A 20,643-nucleotide genomic window follows, 5' to 3' on the forward strand; every position below is an offset into this window, starting at 1 on the left:
CACGCGGTGGCTTGATGAAGGAAGCGGGACTATCATTCAAATGATAATTATTCGCAATAAGAATTTTTTGAAACTGCTGCATGGCTGAGAATTCTTTTGGTAAAGTGAGGCTGGTTTAATTTCCTAAGCGTTAAATTCACACAAGAATTAATATTTTGAATAAATTTTAAAATTAATAGTTATTTTTTTAATAAAAAGATCAGATTTTGGAAGTATATTTGAACTTTTCTAGTATGAGATTGTGAAGTTCTGCAGGTATTATGTTGCTAACAGAAGGAAAAGCGTCTGTTTCATGAGTATTATAGGAAAGAGAAATAAAAGGCGTTGACCGCATTTTCGAAGGCGTAACGTATCCCGGAATTGAAGGGCGGTGGTCGCCGAAAAATATGAGATGTGCGGGGCGCCCACAGTCACGCAATGTACGGTCCAGACTCCCCAATAAAGCGTCACCATTCCGAGCGTGGCGTTCCCAGGCCGTTAGAGCATCTGGGGCATCCAGGCGGCCTGCGTCCCAAGGGCCGTGATTTTCCATGGTTACAACATAAATCAGTTCTGGCTTTTCAGCCGACACGATGCGGTCGTGAAGATAGTCACCGATTGCCTTGTCACTGATGTAGGGACCGGCTGTTTCAGCGTCTGTAAAATCATCTGGGCCGACAAGTTTGGTGAAGCCTAACGCAGGCATCAGGCAATCTCGACCGTAGAACCTGAGATCGTGAGGATGGACGAAAAGCCGTTTTTCATAAAGGGCTGCAAGCCGATTTGGTAACCCAAACGTATGCTCATCCTGAGCTGTAAGAAAGGGGTCAAAGGCTCTAAAACCAAGCTCCTCCTCACTGCGCCCACAGAGCACAGCATATTCCGTGCGCATTGTGTATGCGCCGAAACCGCTGACGGATAGTGCCCCGTAGTAGTCGGAATTTTTCTTCAGTCGCTCAAAGTTATGGAGGGGAGCAAGTGGATGGTTGGGAACTAGATCTTTGGGATCTGCAAAGGACTCACACTGTACGATGATCAGAAAGGGTGCCGGGTCTGTATCTGGTTCCCGTGCGGGCAGTGGCTGGGCAGGGGCTGGTGACGGTGTTGCTCGCCATCTGAGCGTGTAAATGAACAATACCGGAAGTAATCCGCATCGCACGATGTCTGCTTTAAGATCAGGCCGCAACATGACATTAGAGCGCCAGTAAAATTTCCAGCCAGCACTGAGGCCCAAGAGAGAGATCAGCAGTATCAGCAACCCGGCGAAATGAGCTGCAGGTGCAGTAGAAGAAAACGCGATGACGCATCCGAAGACAAGCAATGCAGCAGGTATTAAGATAATCTTCAGAAAAGTCGGGATCGCAGCAAGATAAAAGCGTGGATAACGCAGAAATGAGGCAGCGACCGCCAGGTCAGAGAAAACTAAGGGTTCGCCCAACACTCGAAACTTGATGTTGGAAGCAATGACAAGGGCTAGAAACAATGCGTCCGTGAGAACGCAGGCAACCCAAAAGCCTCCTGTCAACGCAAGTGTTGCGCCGTAAAAAGTCAGGATAGATAGGGTATGAAGTGTGTATCCGCGCCAGCCGTTGCGATCTGGCCGAATGAATCTGTCAAATAAGATCGAAAATACGACCGTGCAGCAAAGGGAGAACAGAAAGTTCTTCACAGAAACGACGCAGAAAAAAGATAAATCATGAATTCGAAATCGGCTTTCGGATGCAGCAGGCTTTCAGTTAGAAAGCATGTCTATGAGATTTCATCCATCAAGCACAGGCTCTACGATTGACTCGGTCTTGCTCAGGCGACCGCCAAGGGCCGAGAGCAAGGATGTTGAACTGGGATGTATCTCCTCATTCTCTGGCGAAAATCTACGTCATTCTGCTGCATCGATCCTGCATGACATCCGGCGTGCAAAGATTGGGGGAGCTTTCTGGTTACCGTCAGTAGTGCTTTCCGCTGAGCGCAATACTCTCCTGTCGCTGCCAGCAGACGCGGCTCTTGCCTGGAGTTTGTGGAAGCATGTTACGGCTCAGGTAGATGCACGAAAAATCGTCGTTATTTCCCAGCACTTGCATCATGTCGATGCGATCAGAGCCGCAGGCGGCCATGTTGTGTCTCAGGTGGACCCGCACAGCGTGCTTGAACAGGTTGATGAAGTCTGGACAACGGGTCGGGACGACGTAGCGCTTCTTGGTGCAGCTTATGGTCGGTTAGTGAGAATATGGTCGCCCGAAGGAGGCGAGGGCGTATTTTCCGAAACAATGGCTCTCGAATGGCTGACACGGGCCATTTCCTGGCGTAGCCCGTTCGATGGCAGGTCAATCGATCTAACCGAAGCGGTAAGGATCGTTTCTGACGACCGTCGTGCCTGGGAACGGACGCGGGATGTGGCGGTCTGTGTTGGCATGGCATGGTGGAAACGCGAGCGTATTCGCGAGTTTTTCAATGTGAGCCGGAAGAGGATCTTTTTTCGGCATTCCATGTATGGCGCTTTAAGCGAAGCACAACGTCGCAAAGGAATAATTGCTGCCTGGTCCAGCCGTATCCCGTCTGGACTAAGGAATAAGGCAAAGGCTCAGGGTGTGGGCATTTGCCAGGTTGAAGATGGCTTTCTGCGTTCCGTCGGGCTCGGAAGTGATCTTCTTCCCCCCTGTTCTATCGTGCTCGATAGGGCGGGCATCTATTTTGATCCTTCTCGCCCCAGTGATCTTGAAAAGATCCTGATGGAGACTTCTTTCGATGACAGCCTGCGGGCTCGTGCTCGCCATTTGATTGACACACTCGTAGTGCGGAATGTCTCCAAATACGGGAGTACGGCTGACGTTGGTTCCTTGCTTTCACGTCCTGCCGGGAAGACGGTTATTCTGGTGCCGGGGCAGGTCAGTAACGATCTATCCATTCGGTTGGGCTGTGGGGACGTCAGCGACAACCTCTCCTTGCTTCGTAATGTTCGTGATCGGATGCCCGATGCGCACATTGTTTTTCGTCCTCACCCGGATGTGGATGCAGGTCATCGCCCCGGTGCAGTCAGAGATGATATCGCCCTGCAGTATGCAGACGAGATCGCACGAGGTGGCCCAATGGTCTCTTTGATTGCTCAGGTAGACGAAGTTCACACCATGACATCGCTTGCAGGCTTCGAAGCATTGTTACGGGGGCGTGCGGTGACGACTTATGGAAATCCATTCTACGCAGGATGGGGGCTGACGTGCGATCTGGCTCCGAGCACTGGCCGTAGGGGACGAAATCTGCAGCTGGAAGAGCTTGTAGCAGGGGCGCTCATTCTCTATCCGCTTTATTTGGATCCGGTCACCCGAACACCCTGTGGGGCTGAAGTTCTTGTTGAGAGACTTTCAGACCCAACAATATGGACAACATCTTTCACTGTGCGTTTACGAAGATTGCAAGGTCGTTTACGTAGGAAAATGCAATATACACGCATGAGGATCTGGCCGAAATGAAGGCACCGGGCGATAGCCACTTCGGCAAGAAACATCTCAAGCCTCTGAAAAGGCGGAATTTCCTGTTTCTACAGGGGCTAATGGGGCCGTTTTTTGAGCGCGTCGGAGAAGCCCTGCTGGCGGATGGCTACAAGGTTTCCAAAATTAATTTTAATGGCGGAGACAAGCTTTTCTGGCGCCTCCCAGGTGGTGTGGACTATCGGGGAAGCCTTGAAGACTGGCCTGATTTTCTGCGCAACTTCATTGTGCAACGCGAAATTACCGATGTCGTTATTTTCGGAGACTGTCGCCTGCATCACATGGCCGCAGCGAAGGTCTGTGAAGAGCTCCAGGTTCCGATGCATGTCTTTGAAGAAGGGTATCTCAGGCCGGACTGGGTGACGCTTGAACTTGGGGGCGTGAACGGCCACTCGCGTTTGCCGCGCGATCCCGACTATTACCGCGTGGAAGCACAATTGCTTCCTCCCCAGCTGCCTCATAGCTCTGTGCCATCCTCTTTTCAAAGGCGTGCAGCGGAAGGTATTGCCTATAATACTGCTGACCTTCTTTTGAGATGGTATTTCCCGCATTGGACAAATCATCGTCCTTGGCATCCCCTTGTTGAGGGAATGGGCTGGCTGAAGCGGTTTTCGCGTCGTAAGGCTGTTGCCGAACGTACGAAGAAAGTTCTGAGCAGGCTTGAGGCCTGTAAAGCGCCTTATATGCTCTTTCCTCTCCAGTTGGATGCGGATGCTCAGGTCCGTCTCCATTCGGGCTTTAGTGGCATGCAGGAGGCGATTGAATACGTCATTTCTTCCTTTGCGGCTCATGCACCGGCAAATATGCGGCTGATCATCAAGCAGCATCCCCTGGATAATGGTCTGCGCGATTGGCGGCATATTATTGCGTGCTCCGGGCGCCAACATGGAGTGCTCGGGCGGATAGGCTTTATCGAAGGCGGTGATATTGCCTTGCTGGTCAAGCAGGCTGAAGGCGTCATCACAATCAATAGTACAACTGGTACATTGGCGCTGGCAGAAGGTATTCCGGTTATTACGCTGGGGCAGGCCATCTACAATATTCCCGGCATTACATATGAGGGAACACTCGACGCGTTCTGGAAGACCCCGGAAAAGCCGGATATGGAGCTTTTCGCTGCATTCAGGCGCGTTCTGGTCGAATACTGTCTTGTCGCCGGTGGCTTTTTCTCAGACGAAGCGATGTCCAAGCTGGTGCGGGGTGTCGTGGCAAAACTTGAAAGACATTCGCCTCAACTGTTTCAGACACGGGCGACTGAAGAAGGGCATGAATTCTGGCATGGAATGAGCCGTCCGCTTTTGCGCCTTTCAGAAAAGGTTGCGGACGCCGTAGGGGCTCCTGAGTGAAGGAAAGTCAGGCAATACCTCCGTTTCTTCTGGATATTTCGCGCCTTCTCTCCCGTTCGGGAGCAAGTGTGCCAACCGGCATTGATCGGGTCGAACTGGCCTATGCGCGATACCTATTGGCTCATGCATCAGAGCAAACGCGCTTTTGTGCCATGCACCCAATTGGTGTGATGGGAATGATTGACCAGGCCACGGCGCGGCGGTTCATACAGGCCCTGGAACTTCAGTGGGGACAATCTGGTTCTGGCCGGCCGGCAGCGCGTCTATGCGGTAGGATTAATCGTGGCCTATTCTGGCATCGGCCTGCTGCAATGGCCCCCAACACAATATACCTTAATGTGTCACATCATCATCTGACACGCCCTAAAGTGGTAGGTGCCTTTCTTAGGCAGACAGGTGCTCGGTGCGTGGTGATGATTCATGACCTTATTCCGATAGACTACCCGGAATATTCTCGCCCGAGAGAGCCCGCGCGGCATGAAATCCGTCTCAAGACAGTCGCACGTTATGCTGATTCCATTATTGTACCGTCGCACTACGTGAAGGAAACGGTCTGTCGACATCTGACGGAACTCTCAGTCGATATTCCAGTCCATGCAGTTCTTCACGGGGTCGATGCTCCTCACCTTCATACACGCACGATGGAACTGGATGTATCACTTCGAGATCAGCTCAAAGGACGACCCTATTTTGTATGTCTGGGGACCATTGAGCCACGTAAGAACCATCTGCTCTTGCTTAATGTTTGGCGTCGTCTTGTTGAACAGGCACCATCCTCGGCGCCTGTACTGGTAATCGTAGGAAAGCGTGGATGGGAGAACGAGAATATTCTTGACCTTCTAGATCGCGCACCGGCCCTCAAGGGGCACGTCATTGAGTGCCAGTCATTGCCTGACACGATGGTTCAGACCCTTCTAAGGGGTAGCTCCGGGCTTCTTTTCCCATCCTTTGTCGAAGGTTTCGGGCTTCCGCTTGCGGAAGCTTTGTCGCTGGGCGTGCCTGCGCTTTGTTCCGATATTCCAGTTTTACGAGAGGTTGGAGGGTGTGCAGCGAGCTATCTCGATCCTCTAGACGGGCCGGCGTGGTTGGACGCGATTATGCGTTACGCTACTTCGGGGTGTGACAGGACAGACCATACGTTACAGACAGGAAACTTCTGCACTCTCTCTTGGGATGAGAGCGTAGCGCAAGCACTTTCACTGATACAGTAATCTGAAAGTATTTATCGAAATTCCATTCAAAAATAACTGCTGGATGATTGGTTTTCTATCGCGGACGATCAACCATCCAGCAGGGTTTGGTAGAATTTCTTCATGCGTCGTGCATAGGGTTCAATAGCAAAGCCCTGTGCGCGTTTCCGGCCTGAAGATGAAAGCGCCGCCCATAAAGCATCGTCTTGATCGAGCGTTTTAATGCCTTCAGCCAATGCTTCTACGTTTGTGCTGTCTACAAGAAGCGCTGAAGTTCCTGAAATTTCCTCTGTTGCATGCCCCAGGCTGGTCAAAACGGGGGTGCCTAGAAGCATGGCTTCCAGAATAGGCAGACCAAAGCCTTCAGCCAGAGACGGAAAAGCGACGCATCGTGCTTCTCTGATTGCGCGAACTAAGGCCGGGCGGCTGCACCAGGGCAGGATCCGCACGCGCTCAGGAACTGGATGATGCTTGAGGGCATGAAGCTCTTCTGCTCCCCCAAATCTTAAAGCGCCGATCAGGGTCAAAGGGCGAGTTGTTCCAGAACGACCATGGGCTTCGATCAGTCGTCCAACATTTTTGCGACGTTCAATCGTGCCGAAGTAGAGAAAACCGTCTTTTGGACAAGGAGCCTCGACAGTCAGCGCTTCAGCCATGAGGTCTGTTGGAAACGAAACAGATTGAGACAGCATGCTGATTTTCTCCGGAGGTAGCCCGAAGAAACGGATCAGGTCCTGCCGGACCGCCTCTGAAACCGTGACAATGGCATCGGCATTGTCACACCAGAATTTCAGACGTCTATGAAGGCGCTTGACCGGAGTGTCGCTGAACTCAGGGTGGAGCAGTGGAATAATGTCGTGGATCGTCACGACATTGGGAATGCCTGGCCACTGCAGGGGAACCGGATAGGTCCAATGCATCAGATCCGGTGGCACGTCAGCTTTTATGGAAATCGGCCTATGAAGCGTCCGGTCCCTTATTTCGGCTGTTCGATAAAGGTCGTGACCAATATAGCCGTCACCTGTCTGCTGGACGCGACTATTGGGCCAAGTGCTACGAACGAGGCGTTTGATTTTCTGGGGAAAGTTATGAACGTTTGCGTGCGTGGCCATGTCATCATGTAGCCACGCCGGGCGAATGCCTGCCTCGTTGTAGGCTTCTCCCAAAGTCGCCGCGTATGTTGCAACACCCGTGCCACCAGCACGGCCCGTATTGCGGGTATCAAGTCCAATCCGCATTGGTATCAGGGAGAGCGCCCGGTCTTGGTGTGGAAAATCCGATCCCAGACATCGTTGCTTACCGCGAAATTTTTCTCTGGCGCAGCGTAATGATGAATGAGGTGGTGACGACGCAGTTTGCGAAGAATGCCCCGCTTTGGTCGATACTGATGACAGGCGTAGTGAACAAGATCGTAGACAATATAGCCCGCGAGAAAGCCGAGGAAAAATGTGGTGCCGCTATGGCCCCCTAAAAAATGCGCCAAAGCCCAGAGCAAGCCTGCAAGGGGAAGGCTGACGGACAGGGGCATCATGTTGCGGAGCTTCTCTCCCGGCTCATCATGATGATTGCCGTGGATCAGGAAGATAAATCGTTTGCCAATCTCGTGTGAGAGATCGAGGTGGAAAAGGAAACGATGACCCAGGTATTCAAAAAAAGACCAGAAGATGAGGCCCATAAGGAACAGGGCTACAAATGGAGCCACCGCCATCGGCACACAGTCCAGACAGACAAGGGAAAATATGACGACCCAAACCGGGATGAAAACTGACAACGGCATATATGTAAGCCGTTCCAGCCAGTCATTTCTGAAAAGCCTCAATGACACTCGGCAGAATTCCCCTGAAACCTTTGTTGTCTGTGCTGAATTCCCTTTTTTTTCGGAAAACAGAACGCGTTAATCCATGCGATCATATCGATGTTCTCAAGACACGCATAGTAATGTTTGAGCTTCAAACTGAAGGATGTGTCCTTCCTGCACCAGCTCAGCAGGTTAACGAAGGCTTTCAAACTAGTCAGACCACTCAACTTGGTTCCAAACATTTCTGAAGAAGTGGTTTGTTTGAACGAACACATCTTCAGATTTCGTAAAACGTCAGAAATTTACGAAGGTTTTTTTCAAATTTCAGGTCGCAAGACGTAGTTTCTCGATACATCCCGCATGTGATCATTGCTCTGACGCTGCCATTGGAGCGAGTTCACCTGGAGCGTCAAATCTGTTCATCATTCTGAGGTTACGATGAGCATGGGGCTGCTTGTCGTATGGAAATATGGCTTTTTTAGCGATCTATAATCTTGGCCAGATGAAGTTCCTGCGGCCGAAGCGCGCAGGACATCCATCAACGGCAAACATTGTCGCTGAAGTAATCGGTTACCCTTTTGAAGATTACAAGATCGTCGGGACAATGCCGCCTTCGCACCTGATCGCAGCCCCATTGGTCACGGCGCCGAATGGGCTGGAAAGCAACGCGACCTGAGCTGCAATTTCCTCCGGATGGATGAGGCGCTGGAGAAGGGAAAGGGGGCGCATTGTTTTGAAGAATTCTGCTTCCCGCTCTTCTTCTGACGCGTCCTTGTTCTTAACGGCTGCCTTGATGAAGGCCGTACTGCCTTCGGATTTTGTTGGGCCCGGAAGGACGCAATTGACGGTAACGCCGGTTCCCTTGGTTTCTTCAGCCAGACCACGTGACACAGCAAGCTGCGCTGTCTTGGTCATGGCATAGTGGATAGTGTCTCCCGGTGTGACGACGCCGCATTCGCTGGAGACAAAGATGATGCGTCCCCAGTTCTGCGCAATCATGTTTGGGAAATAGTGCCGGGAAAGGCGGACGCCACTCATGATATTGACTTCGAAGATATGGTTCCATTCTTCGTCCGCGATATCGGCAAAAGCTTTAGGTTCAAAAATCCCAAGGTTGTTGATCAGGATATCAACGGAGGGGACGGCTTTAACCAAAGCTGCAACTCCGGCCTGTGTCCCGGCATCAGCCTGCACGGCACGGACCTGCGTTGGTGCATTCAATTCTGTCGTGGCTGCATCAAGCTTTGACTCGCTTCGACCGCAAATGACGACATTGACGCCCTCCGCCACGAAACGCTTGGCAATGGCCAGTCCGATCCCGGACGTTGAGCCAGTAATCAGAGCGGTTTTACCTTTAAGGTTCAGATCCATGGTGACCTCGCATCTATTGTTTTGTTTAATTTGAGAGAGTGCCGAAAAATCCGCTGGCTTAATCTGTGGAACCGCGGACCTCCCTAAGACCGCTGCATTTCAAAGCTGCAAGCGCGATGAAATACACTGCCAGACCGCCTGCCGAGAGCAGTGCGCTTCCGATGCCCAGTGAGCCATAACCAAGCTGCCGCCCCAGAAGCACACTTCCGAGAGAGGCACCCAGAGCGTTGGCAATATTGAAAGCCGAATGGTTAAGGGATGCTGCAAGTGTTTGCGCGTCTTCCGCAAAGTCCATAAGGCGCGTTTGCAGGGCTGGACCAAGAGCATTCACAAAGGCTGGGATAAAGAAAACATCTGCCATCAGGCCAAGTGGATTGTGCATGACGTAAGGGAACAGAAGCATCACGAAAATGCTGCCTGACAGGGCCAGGATAACGGCAAGATTGATGTTTCGATCAACAATCCATGCGCCAACGTTGGTTCCGGCCAGCATGCCGCATCCCCAGATGACCATGTAAAGCATGACCTCCCATTCGGGCACATGCGTGACGTTTTGCACGACGCTCGTCAGATACGTGTAGATTGCAAACATTCCCCCAAAGCCGATCGCCGCGGTCAGAAGCGTTAGCAGAACCTGCGTATTTCCGAGGGCTTTTACTTCTCGCAGAGGGGAGTTTTTCCGGTTCGGTACGTCGGCTGGAATATAGCGCAAAACACCTAGGAATGTGACGAAGCCCAGACTTCCAATAATGAGGTAGGCAATACGCCAGCCGAAATGATTGGCGGCAAATGTGGAAAATGGTGCGCCAATCAGGGTTGATATCGCAATGCCGGACAGCACACGTCCAACAGCCCAGCCTCGATGTGAGCGCTCGACCATAGAGGCCGCGACGAGCGCGGATATGCCGAATAATGCGCCATGGGGGAGCCCAGTGATGAAGCGCGCCACTTCAATCAGGCCGGGGGTGGGCATGGTGATGCTCAGGGCGTTTCCAAAACAGAACAGCAATAGCAGGACGAGCATCAGCTCCCGGCGAGAGAGGCGTGCTCCAAGGATAGTGATGAGCGGGGCGCCAACGACGACACCGAGCGCATAGGCCGTAATTGCATGGCCAGCATCTGCGGGTGTGAGGCCGAGAGATGCTGCGAACTCGGGCAGCATGCCCATAATGGCGAATTCGCCTGTCCCGACTACGAACGTCCCGAAAGTCAGGAGGAGGAGTGCGGCAGTTCTACCATGAGGAGGCGCAACCAGAGGCGCGCTTCCTTCAGGATGCAGTGTCTCTGAGGGCATGGGGTGATCCAGTATTGATGGTCTTTAGGATGTCAGGGCGTTTGCCGCAACACGAGCAATAGCAATATCGTCTTCAGAGCTGGCACCAGATACGCCGATGCCTCCAATCACCGTACCGTCAGCAGACTTCAGGACGATCCCGCCGCCAAAGCTTGTCAGGCCGCCATTCGTATTTTCAAGCGAATATGCCTGTCCGTCTGGATGTGCGATTTTGGCGAAGTCGGCGCTGTCCATCTGGAACAGGACGGCAGTTTTTGCCTTTTTCTGACTGACATCAATCGAGCCAAGTGGCGTCCCGTCCATGCGTAAGAAAGCCATGGGCCACGCTGCCATATCCACGATGGAGATGCAGACTTTTAGGTTGAGCCTTTCGGCTTCCTGGACTGCAGCCTGAAGCATGGTCTGTGCAAAGGACATTTTCATGGGGAGAGAACCTGTCTTTCTGAAGAAAAAGTTACTGCGTCAGTCCCCGATGAATAAGGGAACGCTGTCTTTCTTCAAACGGCACGAGTTCAGCATTATTGGATATTTGCGCGTTCCACATGCTTCATCATGATCCATGCCAAGCGGATTAAGCGATGGCGTGGGAAGTTCTGCGCCGGGCCGGCAACAGCTATACTGGCTCGGACTTCGCCGCTTTCTCTCAAGGGAATGGCAACTGCGTTTATGCCTGGATGATAGGCTTCCAGATCAAGCGCATACCCTTTGATCCGGACATTCTCGATCTCTGCCAGTGTCGCATCATTGAGAGCATTGGATCGCGTGGTCAGGACGCGTTGCCCTAGACCTGGAACAAATGCGAGGAACACGAGACCCACAGCTGATCCTTCGAGTTTTTCCCTGCTCATCAGGCGAGAGGCAGCGATATTTGGCTCTTCCAAGTCCAGAATGTCGAGATAAGCCGTTTCATCGCCACTTGGGACACCGAGGTAAACAGTTGCATCGCTTTCCTGCGCAATGATCTCAAGCACGGGACGTACTCTATCTCGCAGAAGGTGATCATCTCCCACAATCCGGGCCAAATTCAGAATTCGGCCACCTAAATGATAACGCATGTCTCCCGGACGGCGGTGGACATAGCCCAGATATTCAAGGGTTTGCAGAATATTGTGGGCGGTCGTTTTCCCAAGCCCAGAAATTGTCGCGAGGTCCTTTAGCCTTGCGCCTCCGCCCTGTTGCGCAATGATTTCGAGCAGGGCGGCAGACCGCTCGATGGACTGAATAAGCTTTGGTGACTTTCCCATCAAACGGTTTCACCATTTCTGAAAGGTGAATGTAAAGGAGCATGAGAAAAAGACATTCTTCATTAATGAACGATTAGTATTACGGATTCAGGGTCGGTTGATTTGGAAAAGAATGGAGTTAAGAGATTTATACTGGATAACAGACAACAGCGGGAATTTTTTATAAATTTCAGAAATATTCTGGAAGAAAAAAAAGATTATCCCTGTGCTATAGGGTACGTTGACAAAAAACGTATTGGTTTGGGGCAAGATCTGATTCATTTTCTGGCTGTGGGATAATGGGCAAAGAGAACAGGCATGGCACGAGGCGATCTGACGGATCAGGAATGGTCGATGATTGGACCTCTTCTCCCTTCAGAACGCGGACGTTGGGTTCGATCAGCCAGAGATAGCCTGTTTCTCAACGGCATGTTGTATGTTCTGCGTGTTGGTTGTCCGTGGCGGGGCGCAGAAGCGCTATGGCAAATGGAACTTGGTTTATCTCCAGTTTCGCCGTTGGGCTGAACAGGGCGTATGGGATGCCCTGCTGCAACCCTGGTAGACCTTGGACCGACCAATAACTGGCCGCATATGGTCGATAGCACCGTGGTTCGTGCCCATTCACAGGCCGCTGGAGCAGAAATAAAGCTCATTCGGAGGCTTTTGGTCGATCACGTGGTGACTTTACGAGCAAAATCCATGCTCGATATGGCACTCAGGGATGCCCTCTGGGCTTTGTCCCTACTGGAGGACAGGTCTCGGACTACGAAGCCACAGATACCCTAATGAAGCCACTTTTTCCCGAGCCCCAAAACCATGCTGGCCGACGGGGCTATGACAGTGACTGTTTCCGTCAGGATCTGCTGATCCATGGAATCCTGCCGGTCATTCCGCCACGCAAGAGCCGTAGTGCTCCACAGAAAATAGACTGGCAGCGTCACAGGGACCGCAACCGCATTGAATTGATGTTCAACCGGCTCAAGCAGGTGCGCCATATCACGACCCGCTACGACAAGACTGCCCTGTCCTTCATCAGTTTCCTCGACCTCGCCCCTGCAAGGTTCTGAGACAGGCCTTTTGTCAACATGCTAAAGCATATCGGGCAAGAAGCACGCTATTCGACATCGAATACCCAGTTCTTTTATTTCTGACGATTACGATTTAAAAATTGGAATCAAAAAGACGCTTTCAAGACAAGGAGATTTTTACAAACTCGAATTTATTGGAATTCACCATTGACGAGTTTATTATTATTATATAAAGTGAATTACATTTATTAATAATTTGGCAAGATATTTATAATGGATCAAAAATTGAATGTAATAGAATTAAAGACACATTTTGGAGACTTTATTAGGGTCGATATAAAAAGCAGAAAACTCGTTCGTTCGAGTCCAGGTGACTCAGAAAGTATTAAATTATTTGGGGTGTATAAGGAAATTCACCCTAACTACATATTTTTGTTTTCAGAAGACGGTAAAGTTATATATGTAGATGATGATCCAGAATGTGGGCTGATTTTATCTTATAGAATTTTAAGTACCGGAAATAAAATTATATCACTTCGTCACCCTATGGCAGATTTATATTTGTCATCTGAAAGTGTATATAAATCTAATATTAGATGTAATAGAAGATTTTATAGTAATTGGGAAAAATTTTCGGAAGTAAATTCCTCATGCCTTCCAGATAGATTAATGATTTTTCAATTTATATTTAAATATTTAGATGATTTACCAACGTTTTATTCTTTTGAACAATTTATTAATAATATAAATAAAGAATATTTTCTTGATTCATTTCTTCCTATAGCTAGGCTTATGCCTAAAGAAGAAATAAAGGACTTGTCGAGAGTATTATTATCTAGAAGTGATATTTTATTGCAAGTTCGGGAGGGTATGGAAGGTGATCTATGGATTAACTCTGCCCTGCCTGATTTAGTAGAGTGGGCTGAAAATAGGGAAGGTCTATCTCGGCGTAAACTTAATGAAGCAACTGATTTTTTGGGAAAAATTGACTTTGGGGAGGAGGCGGCCCCACCGTTTGGCTTTGTTTTAAATGGTTTTGCGAGGAGTTTTATCAAACCTCGCTATGGATCTGCAGTCTTAACCTGTATCCGTGACGAAGGGTGTTACATACTGGAGTGGGTAGCATGGTATCGTATGCTTGGATTTGATCATATTTTTATATGCTCAAATAACAATTCTGATGGATCAGATGACTTATTAGGTGCTTTGGCTGATGCGGGTATAATTACATGGATAGACATAAATCCGCAAGCTATGATGAATCAACAGCGCAAAGCTTATGCCTATGCCTTATCAATGTTGCCGCAAACGCTTGACTATAGGTGGTTAGCAGTCGTCGACTTTGACGAATTTATTACAATAGATAAAAATAAATTCTCAAATATAAACTCATATTTGTATCTGCAAGAATCTCGTGGTGCTGATGCTATAGCTCTGTCATGGATAATGGTTACTTCAGACTCGCAGATTTCTTACAGTGAAACGCCCTTAACTGAGCGCTGCGCACGACGAGAGCCCAAAAAAAATAACGCAGTCAAAACTATTTTTAGAACAAACATGTGTTCGTTTGCGCATGCCCATGACCCTCATTGGAATTATGAACATATCGGCATAACACTTAACGCATCGGGAAAAATTTTTAAACCAACAGGTCATGAAACTGGTAGAGGCTTTATAAGATCTTACTCGGGTCCAATACTGGAAAACGACGCATGGGTCTCTCACTATTTTTATAAATCTTTTGAGGAATTTGTATGGAAAAGCTCTCGTCCGCGGGGCGGAATAGGGGATCCGCGCAGAGAAAAATATTTTGAGCCTCGCTTTCTGGCGGATTTTCTCAAATTTTTTGATGACCAGGAAACCGAAAAATATGAAGGCAGCCACCAATGGAGTATAAACTTAAAAGAAGAGATTCTAAATTTGGAAAAAATCCAAAATGTAAAAAAAATTAATGACAGCATACATAAAAATTTTTCCGAAAAAGTAGCTATTTTAGTAAGAAGTTCTTTAGATGTAATTTTATTGTCTGACGTATCTCAAGATAAAAAAAATAAGTGGAGGAAATTATATAACATTTGGAGCGAGGGGTTAGATCGGGGAAATTAAATTTTGTATTTGTGGTCCTGATTCTTGCGGAGCTGTTAGGTCTTACTTTAGCTTTGGGTGTGTCACGATTTAGTTCTGGGCCATGGGCTGCCTGCTAAGCGGCGTTACGCTCATGATTCAGCGGGCTTTTTCATTGAGGCGCGGAATGCTGCGGCCTCTGCAGTTGAAGGGATCGACGAAACGTTGATTGGCGCCTCTTTCTTTTGATTCCGCGATTTTAACGTGTTGATTGCTGGTTTCTAAAATTGATTTTCGAACTGCGTCTATTGCATAGCGGAATGCATTGGCTCTGCCCTGCTACGCTGCGGAGCTTACTCTCTTGAGGAATAGAAAGTGGGGCATGTTGTAGCCGGATATTGGCCAGCCCGATCCTCATGGTGGTTTGAGCGATGCCTGCCGCTTGGACAAAGAGCGATGTCTGTGATTTCTGACCAGCAAAGACATGCTCAACATGAGACCAGATAACGGATTTCCCGAAGTTGGATCTTGGGATATGTCGTGGCATGGCTTTGGGGTCGGGCTTTTTCCTGTGGACTCTCAACACAACGCCCTACGTTCCTATAAGGGCTTCATTGGCTTTTAAGCGGTAGGCTGTTTCGGCCCACATCGTTGTTTTTATTCAGTAAGTCCTCTCTTAATCGTGCGCCATCACCGGCGGCGAAATTGGTTGTTTTTCATTTCCGGACCAGCGGAAGCTTTCGGTCGATGGCGAAATGGGATTTGTAGCCAAAGAATGGAATGGCGCGATCAGTGGATGGCATGGTCCCATCTTTATGTCGCTTTGCTTTCGTGAACTTCAGCGCCCATCGCGAATGCCTGTTCTTGTGGAATCGCTTTGACGGCTTGTCTTGCCAGTTTTGTGGAGCCCGCCACTAATGTAGCGTCTAGGAGCAAACCTTACATTGGTAGATGACCGGCGCTGCGCAGAGTGGCATCAAACCGGTCAAACAGCCTTTTAGTCGCACCCACCTGAGGTAGATGTTTGCGCAAATAGCGCTCGACCACTTCACGGACAGTCTGGTGGATGTAGTATCCAGTCAGCGGCGATTTGCTTGCGAGCTCAATACTGGCTCTCACCGCGATACTTGACGCCTGCTAGAAGCGGACGTTCTGTGGCATTGTTAATTTTGGCAATTGCGACTTTGTCTTTGATGGTGAGCCTCAGTTGGGCCCAAAAACGATCAATCATTTCGCTATATGACTGCTAAGTCATTGGAAAAATTGGTGTCCCATAGGGGATTCGAACCCCTGTTGCCGCCGTGAGAGGGCAGTGTCCTAGGCCTCTAGACGAATGGGACCAGAGCGAGGGCGTTAATAGAAGAGGCCCTCTGGGTTTGCAAGTACTATTTTACAGTTTTTGCGAAAGCAAAGGGCCTAGTGCCGCGCCGCCAAAAAGGTGGACGTGGAAGTGAGGAACTTCTTGGCCTGAATTGGCGCCGGAGTTGCTGATAAGGCGAAAACCGTCTTTCGTCAGACCCTCCGCTTCAGCCACTTTTGCGACCGCTCTCCAGAAGCCAGTAATTTCATCGGCGGACGCTGTCGCACTGAAGTCCGCAATGGAGACATATGGCCCTTTGGGGATGACCAGCACATGGATAGGTGCCTGCGGGGCGATGTCGTGAAAGGCCAGCGCGTAGTCGTCTTCGTAAACCGTGCGGGACGGGATCTCCTTACGGAGGATGCGGGCAAAGATATTACTGTGGTCGTACGTCATGGCTTTGTCCCTTAACCAAGCTTTTCCTTGGGGCGCGACGCTTTTTCGGCAATCCCACTTGTGCCTTCGCGACGCTTCAGCTCTGTCCAGACATCGTCGGGAGAGACGCCTGCGTCCACCCACATGACGATGAGATGATAAAGAACGTCAGCGCTCTCCCCGACGAGTTCCTTGCGATTGCCATTAACGGCTTCGATCAGACACTCAACAGCTTCTTCGCCAAATTTCTGGGCGATCTTGTTGCGACCACGGGCCATCAGACGCGCTGAATGGCTCAGCGTCGGGTCTGTGCCGCGACGGGACTGAACGGTCTCGAACAGGCGCTCCAGCACGTGCTCTCTGGCCGGTGTCGTTTTGCGCTCTTCCGGCTTTGCTGCTTTTGCCATTGCCTTATTCTCCAAGTCTGACCGGAAGGCCGGCCTCATTCAGTGCCTGTTTGACGTCCCCAACGCGGAACTGTCCGAAATGGAAGACGCTGGCGGCTAACAGGCCGCTTGCGCCAACCTGCGCGCCTTCAACAAAATGATGCAATTCGCCAACGCCGCCGGATGCAACCACAGGGATGGTCACTGTACCACAGACCGCTCTGAGCAGATCCAGATCGAAACCAGACTTCGTGCCATCACGGTCCATGCTGGTGAGCAGGATTTCTCCTGCGCCCAGATCCTGCATCTTTTTGGCCCATTCCACAGCATCCAGCCCAGTGGGTTCGCGGCCGCCCTTGGCATAGACTTCCCACCCACCGCGACCATTCGATCGCGCATCAATCGCCACGACCACGCACTGGCTGCCAAAGCGCTGCGAGGCTTCGCGGATCAGTTCCGGACGCGTGATCGCCGCTGAATTCACGGCGCATTTGTCGGCGCCAGCCAGAAGCAGGCGTCGCATGTCCTCACAGGTCCTAACGCCACCACCTACCGTCAGGGGGAGGCAGATGGCTTCTGCCGTGCGGCGGACGACATCCAGAATGGTATCGCGATTTTCGACGCTGGCCGTGATGTCCAAAAATGTCAGCTCATCAGCACCGGCAGCATCGTAAAGCTTGGCCTGCTCCACCGGATCACCTGCATCACGCAGGGAGACGAAATTCACACCTTTGACGACGCGACCGTCCTTGACGTCAAGGCAGGGAATGACGCGGAGTTTTAGCATGAACCGAGTACGTCCAGGGCGTCCTTGAGGGAAATACGCCCATCATACAGCGCCCGGCCGACGATGGCGCCGGAAATGCCCGGTACGTCGCGGGCAATAGCGCGCAGGTCCCGAAGATGATCAAGGGTGCCGACGCCACCGCTTGCAATGACGGGAATGGAGAGGCGGCGCGCCATGTCTGCTGTCTGTTCGAGATCAAGCCCGGCCAGCATCCCGTCGCGGGTGATTTCGGTGAAGATGATAGCGGCAACGCCTGCATCTTCCATACGGAGTGCCAGATCGTTGGCTTCAAGTTCCGAAACTTCTGCCCAGCCTTCTGTTGCAACGCGGCCCTGGCGGGCGTCGATCCCAGCAACAATCTGGCCCGGGAAGGCGCGTGCGGCCTGTCGAACCAGTTCCGGGTCTTTTACCGCCACGGAACCGAGGATGATGCGAGAAACGCCTGCTTCCAGCCAGCGCTCAATGGCGGCCATATCGCGGATGCCGCCACCAAGCTGCACCGGCAGGCCAGTAGCTTTCACGATGGATTCAATGGCTGGCACATTCGTTGATTTTCCAGCGAAAGCACCATTGAGGTCAACGACGTGCAGATGGCGGCAGCCTGCTTCTTCAAACAGCTTGGCCTGTGCCGCAGGGTCGTCGGAATAGTGAGTGGCATCTTCCATCTCGCCGCGGCGAAGCCGGACGCAGGCGCCGTCTTTCAGGTCGATGGCGGGGTAGAGCATCAGGCCCTGCTGGCTTTTGGTGGTCTCGGAGGAAACAGGCGCGCCGCCGGCATCCGGTGCAGCAATGCTGGACTGCCAGCGGACCGCTTCATGTTCACCGGCGAGTAGTTTGGAGAAGAAAAGTCCGCGCACCGTCTGGCCTCCGATCCGTGCATAATAGGGATGGGTGCCCCAGTGCTCAAAACCGAGCGACCGGAACAGCCCGATGGCAGCAGCATGCGTTTCACGCACGTCGCAGTTGATAACTTTGCTACCCATGGCTTTTGCGCCCTGGATCATGGCCTGAATCAAAGCGCGCCCCAGTCCTCGCCCTCGGGCGTAGGGTGCAACAAAGAAGCCTGTCAGATTGACTGTGGCGGCATGGGCTTCATAGCTGGAAGGCGGACGCACAAGCTGTCCTGCACCGCAAATGATGCCGTCTTCGCGCAACACATACAGGCTGCGCTCCTGCACCAGAAGCAGGCCTTCGAAATAACGCTCCAGAGCCTGATTTCCGGGCGGCTGAAGCCAGCCGAAACCGCCGCCATCCAGAATGCCCGCCGTTACCGCTTCGCAGAGCGCTTCCATGTCATCGGGCGAGAGGGATGAAACGACCCGTTCGCAAACAACGGTCATGACGTCCACCTCAGAAAGTTGCCCATGATGGTCAGGCCAACAGTCTGGCTTTTTTCAACGTGAAACTGTGTTCCGCACCGGTTACCGCGCGCAACGATGGCGGGGACCGAATTTCCGTACTGTGCGGTCGCCACCAGTTCGTCCTCATGCCCGTCATGCAAGGCATAGGAATGAACAAAATAGCCGTGCATTCCGGGCTCCAGGCCCTGCGTCAGCAAATGTGCGCCCGGTTTGAAATCAAGCGTGTTCCAGCCCATGTGGGGCAGGCGCAGACCTGCATTGGCGGCTTCATCCATGCGACGGATATTGCCTGAAATCCAGCCCAGTCCCTCGGTACGGCCATGCTCCAGGCCATATTCGCTCATGAGCTGCATGCCCACACAGATGCCAAGGAAAGGCGTGCCTTTAGCCGTTGCAGTCTCAAGAGTATTGCGAAGATCCGGCCCGAGGCCTGCGGCACAATCGGCAAATGCGCCCTGACCCGGCAGGATCAGGCGATCGGCATTCAGGATGGCTTCCGCATCGCGCGTAATGGTGACGTCTGCGTCAAGGCCACGCAATGCCGCAGCCTTTTTGGCGGCCTGAGCGGCCGATGCAAGATTGCCACCATTATAGTCAATTACGACGACGCGCATGGGAACTCCGGGGGGCTAACAGGTGATGTGTGCCGGTCCGCCCAGCGGATCAGCGCAATGTCCTTGCTTGGGGCAGGAATTGGCAGGCCCATCTGGCGGCCATTGAGGCGCATTTCCCACAGACGGATTTCTGCCGTGAACGTGGCAAGGACAGCGTGAATACCTACGATAATCGCAATGTCCCACCGTGAAGCAATAAAGATATGCAGCAGGATGGATACGGCTGCGGCAATAAGTCCGGAGATCCAGGCGCCATAAGTGAGAAGGCCCAGCCATCCAAAAAACATGACACGCCAGGAAAAACCGTTCTGCACCATGACAGGCAAACCCAGCGGCCGCGATGAGGCGGGGTCCGTACAGGGCGTGAAAAGCTTCACAGGACGCCTTTGGTGGAGGGAATGGCGCCCGCCGCACGGGGATCCATCGAGACGGCAACGCGTAGGGCCCGGGCCACCGCTTTGAAGCCGCTTTCTGCAATATGGTGGGCGTTTGTTCCTGCCTTGCAGGTCAGGTGCAGCGCGATGTGCGCCGACATTGCAAAAGCACGGAAGAATTCTTCAAAAAGTTCGGTATCCATCGTGCCGATCTTCTCGCGTGGGAAAACCACGTTCCATGCCAGATAGGGGCGGCCGGAAATATCCACCACGGCTTCGCACAGGGCTTCGTCCAGCGGCACCAGTGCATGACCGAAGCGCTCGATGCCGCGCTTGTCCCCGATCGCCTGACGAAAGGCCTGCCCAAACACGATGCCGACGTCTTCGACCGTGTGGTGCCCGTCAATGTGCAGATCACCCTTGGCGAGCAATTCCAGATCGAAGCCGCCATGTTTGGCGAGTGCCGTCAGCATATGGTCGAAAAAGCCGATGCCGCTGTCCACGGTTGACCGTCCCTGCCCATCAAGAGACAGGGCAAGGGTGATATCGGTTTCGCTTGTCGCGCGGTGCAGACGGGCGTGACGGGGTTCGGTCATGGTGGTTCTGCTACA

General features: G+C 51.7%; 20 protein-coding genes, 1 tRNA gene and 1 pseudogene. 6 read left to right on the plus strand and 16 right to left on the minus strand.

All coding sequences use genetic code 11. From position 1 onward, the window contains the following. Positions 1-199: 199 nt before the first annotated feature. Positions 200-1,648, minus strand: a complete 1,449-nt coding sequence (locus M2305_RS09310) for an LTA synthase family protein (RefSeq protein ID WP_264649198.1) — start codon at positions 1,646-1,648, stop codon at positions 200-202. Positions 1,649-1,724: 76 nt separating this feature from the next. Between M2305_RS09310 and M2305_RS09315 the strand changes: the two genes are divergently transcribed. From M2305_RS09315 to M2305_RS09325, 3 genes are read left to right on the plus strand one after another with little or no spacing between them, the layout of a single operon-like run. Beyond that, the gene (locus tag M2305_RS09315) at positions 1,725-3,443 is read left to right on the plus strand and encodes a capsular polysaccharide export protein, LipB/KpsS family (RefSeq protein ID WP_264649199.1); all 1,719 of its coding nucleotides are present in this window, start codon (positions 1,725-1,727) and stop codon (positions 3,441-3,443) included. Further along, on the plus strand, positions 3,440-4,807 hold the full coding sequence (locus M2305_RS09320; RefSeq protein ID WP_264649200.1) for a capsule biosynthesis protein: 1,368 nt from the start codon (positions 3,440-3,442) through the stop codon (positions 4,805-4,807). Before M2305_RS09315 ends, M2305_RS09320 begins: the two co-directional genes overlap by 4 nt. Continuing rightward, entirely contained in the window at positions 4,804-6,018 is a 1,215-nt protein-coding gene (locus tag M2305_RS09325; RefSeq protein WP_264649201.1) for a glycosyltransferase family 4 protein, read from the plus strand. The genes M2305_RS09320 and M2305_RS09325 overlap by 4 nt, the downstream gene beginning before the upstream one ends. A 68-nt stretch (positions 6,019-6,086) precedes the next feature. Here M2305_RS09325 and M2305_RS09330 read toward each other — a convergent pair whose 3' ends face one another. The 6 genes from M2305_RS09330 to M2305_RS09355 form a co-directional block, all read right to left on the minus strand. Next, on the minus strand, positions 6,087-7,235 hold the full coding sequence (locus M2305_RS09330; protein ID WP_264649202.1) for a glycosyltransferase family 4 protein: 1,149 nt from the start codon (positions 7,233-7,235) through the stop codon (positions 6,087-6,089). A 5-nt stretch (positions 7,236-7,240) separates the two neighbouring features. After that, positions 7,241-7,774: a sterol desaturase family protein gene (locus M2305_RS09335; protein WP_264649203.1), complete on the minus strand. Its 534-nt coding sequence runs from the start codon at positions 7,772-7,774 to the stop codon at positions 7,241-7,243. A gap of 606 nt (positions 7,775-8,380) precedes the next feature. Continuing rightward, positions 8,381-9,166: an SDR family NAD(P)-dependent oxidoreductase gene (locus M2305_RS09340; RefSeq protein WP_264649204.1), complete on the minus strand. Its 786-nt coding sequence runs from the start codon at positions 9,164-9,166 to the stop codon at positions 8,381-8,383. A 58-nt stretch (positions 9,167-9,224) separates the two neighbouring features. Then, on the minus strand, positions 9,225-10,460 hold the full coding sequence (locus M2305_RS09345; protein WP_264649205.1) for an MFS transporter: 1,236 nt from the start codon (positions 10,458-10,460) through the stop codon (positions 9,225-9,227). 24 nt (positions 10,461-10,484) lie between these two features. Then, a complete protein-coding gene (locus M2305_RS09350) occupies positions 10,485-10,883 on the minus strand; it encodes a GlcG/HbpS family heme-binding protein (protein ID WP_264649206.1) in 399 nt (132 codons plus the stop codon). A gap of 95 nt (positions 10,884-10,978) precedes the next feature. Further along, positions 10,979-11,704, minus strand: a complete 726-nt coding sequence (locus M2305_RS09355) for an IclR family transcriptional regulator (protein WP_264649207.1) — start codon at positions 11,702-11,704, stop codon at positions 10,979-10,981. A gap of 297 nt (positions 11,705-12,001) precedes the next feature. On the opposite strand from M2305_RS09355, the gene M2305_RS09360 reads away from it, so the two are divergent. The 3 genes from M2305_RS09360 (at position 12,002) to M2305_RS09370 (ending at position 14,817) form a co-directional block, all read left to right on the plus strand. Beyond that, complete coding sequence (locus tag M2305_RS09360) at positions 12,002-12,208, plus strand: transposase (RefSeq protein ID WP_264649208.1); 207 nt, start codon at positions 12,002-12,004, stop codon at positions 12,206-12,208. Between the two features lie 170 nt (positions 12,209-12,378). Continuing rightward, positions 12,379-12,750 carry a transposase gene (locus tag M2305_RS09365; RefSeq protein ID WP_264649959.1) on the plus strand — a complete coding sequence of 124 codons (372 nt, stop codon included), beginning with the start codon at positions 12,379-12,381 and terminating at the stop codon, positions 12,748-12,750. A 234-nt stretch (positions 12,751-12,984) separates the two neighbouring features. Beyond that, on the plus strand, positions 12,985-14,817 hold the full coding sequence (locus tag M2305_RS09370; RefSeq protein ID WP_264649209.1) for a glycosyltransferase family 2 protein: 1,833 nt from the start codon (positions 12,985-12,987) through the stop codon (positions 14,815-14,817). A 297-nt stretch (positions 14,818-15,114) separates the two neighbouring features. On the opposite strand, the pseudogene M2305_RS09375 reads toward M2305_RS09370, so the two are convergent. From M2305_RS09375 to hisB, 9 genes and pseudogenes are all read right to left on the minus strand, one after another. Further along, a pseudogene (locus M2305_RS09375) lies at positions 15,115-15,804 on the minus strand (IS5/IS1182 family transposase); the annotation flags it as partial. Positions 15,805-16,039: 235 nt separating this feature from the next. Continuing rightward, a tRNA-Glu gene (locus M2305_RS09380) sits at positions 16,040-16,115 on the minus strand. Between the two features lie 50 nt (positions 16,116-16,165). Beyond that, positions 16,166-16,531 (minus strand): histidine triad nucleotide-binding protein, encoded by a 366-nt coding sequence (locus tag M2305_RS09385; protein WP_046901089.1) that lies wholly within the window; start codon positions 16,529-16,531, stop codon positions 16,166-16,168. Between the two features lie 11 nt (positions 16,532-16,542). Then, positions 16,543-16,917, minus strand: a complete 375-nt coding sequence (locus M2305_RS09390) for a phosphoribosyl-ATP diphosphatase (RefSeq protein WP_099213109.1) — start codon at positions 16,915-16,917, stop codon at positions 16,543-16,545. 4 nt (positions 16,918-16,921) lie between these two features. Next, a complete protein-coding gene (gene hisF / locus M2305_RS09395; RefSeq protein WP_099213110.1) occupies positions 16,922-17,683 on the minus strand; it encodes an imidazole glycerol phosphate synthase subunit HisF in 762 nt (253 codons plus the stop codon). After that, on the minus strand, positions 17,677-19,023 hold the full coding sequence (hisA, locus tag M2305_RS09400) for a 1-(5-phosphoribosyl)-5-[(5-phosphoribosylamino)methylideneamino]imidazole-4-carboxamide isomerase (RefSeq protein WP_264649210.1): 1,347 nt from the start codon (positions 19,021-19,023) through the stop codon (positions 17,677-17,679). Before hisA ends, hisF begins: the two co-directional genes overlap by 7 nt. After that, complete coding sequence (gene hisH, locus M2305_RS09405; protein ID WP_211496722.1) at positions 19,020-19,658, minus strand: imidazole glycerol phosphate synthase subunit HisH; 639 nt, start codon at positions 19,656-19,658, stop codon at positions 19,020-19,022. The genes hisA and hisH overlap by 4 nt, the downstream gene beginning before the upstream one ends. Continuing rightward, positions 19,643-20,035 (minus strand): hypothetical protein, encoded by a 393-nt coding sequence (locus tag M2305_RS09410; RefSeq protein WP_264649211.1) that lies wholly within the window; start codon positions 20,033-20,035, stop codon positions 19,643-19,645. Before M2305_RS09410 ends, hisH begins: the two co-directional genes overlap by 16 nt. Next, positions 20,032-20,628, minus strand: a complete 597-nt coding sequence (gene hisB / locus M2305_RS09415) for an imidazoleglycerol-phosphate dehydratase HisB (RefSeq protein WP_046901095.1) — start codon at positions 20,626-20,628, stop codon at positions 20,032-20,034. The genes M2305_RS09410 and hisB overlap by 4 nt, the downstream gene beginning before the upstream one ends. Between the last annotated feature and the right edge of the window lie 15 nt (positions 20,629-20,643).

The sequence above is a fragment of the Gluconobacter cerinus genome, from assembly GCF_025961355.1.
In the GTDB taxonomy this organism is placed as follows: Bacteria; Pseudomonadota; Alphaproteobacteria; order Acetobacterales; family Acetobacteraceae; genus Gluconobacter; species Gluconobacter cerinus.

What these genes read in the sequence shown, in the direction of transcription:
- M2305_RS09315 (WP_264649199.1), top strand. Translation starts at nt 1,725, where the DNA reads ATGTCTATGAGATTTCATCCATCAAGCACAGGCTCTACGATTGACTCG.
- M2305_RS09320 (WP_264649200.1), top strand. Translation starts at nt 3,440, where the DNA reads ATGAAGGCACCGGGCGATAGCCACTTCGGCAAGAAACATCTCAAGCCT.
- M2305_RS09330 (WP_264649202.1), bottom strand. Translation starts at nt 7,235, where the DNA reads ATGCGGATTGGACTTGATACCCGCAATACGGGCCGTGCTGGTGGCACG.
- M2305_RS09335 (WP_264649203.1), bottom strand. Translation starts at nt 7,774, where the DNA reads ATGCCGTTGTCAGTTTTCATCCCGGTTTGGGTCGTCATATTTTCCCTT.
- M2305_RS09340 (WP_264649204.1), bottom strand. Translation starts at nt 9,166, where the DNA reads ATGGATCTGAACCTTAAAGGTAAAACCGCTCTGATTACTGGCTCAACG.
- M2305_RS09345 (WP_264649205.1), bottom strand. Translation starts at nt 10,460, where the DNA reads ATGCCCTCAGAGACACTGCATCCTGAAGGAAGCGCGCCTCTGGTTGCG.
- M2305_RS09350 (WP_264649206.1), bottom strand. Translation starts at nt 10,883, where the DNA reads ATGAAAATGTCCTTTGCACAGACCATGCTTCAGGCTGCAGTCCAGGAA.
- M2305_RS09355 (WP_264649207.1), bottom strand. Translation starts at nt 11,704, where the DNA reads ATGGGAAAGTCACCAAAGCTTATTCAGTCCATCGAGCGGTCTGCCGCC.
- M2305_RS09360 (WP_264649208.1), top strand. Translation starts at nt 12,002, where the DNA reads ATGGCACGAGGCGATCTGACGGATCAGGAATGGTCGATGATTGGACCT.
- M2305_RS09370 (WP_264649209.1), top strand. Translation starts at nt 12,985, where the DNA reads ATGGATCAAAAATTGAATGTAATAGAATTAAAGACACATTTTGGAGAC.
- M2305_RS09385 (WP_046901089.1), bottom strand. Translation starts at nt 16,531, where the DNA reads ATGACGTACGACCACAGTAATATCTTTGCCCGCATCCTCCGTAAGGAG.
- M2305_RS09390 (WP_099213109.1), bottom strand. Translation starts at nt 16,917, where the DNA reads ATGGCAAAAGCAGCAAAGCCGGAAGAGCGCAAAACGACACCGGCCAGA.
- hisF (WP_099213110.1), bottom strand. Translation starts at nt 17,683, where the DNA reads ATGCTAAAACTCCGCGTCATTCCCTGCCTTGACGTCAAGGACGGTCGC.
- hisA (WP_264649210.1), bottom strand. Translation starts at nt 19,023, where the DNA reads ATGACCGTTGTTTGCGAACGGGTCGTTTCATCCCTCTCGCCCGATGAC.
- hisH (WP_211496722.1), bottom strand. Translation starts at nt 19,658, where the DNA reads ATGCGCGTCGTCGTAATTGACTATAATGGTGGCAATCTTGCATCGGCC.
- hisB (WP_046901095.1), bottom strand. Translation starts at nt 20,628, where the DNA reads ATGACCGAACCCCGTCACGCCCGTCTGCACCGCGCGACAAGCGAAACC.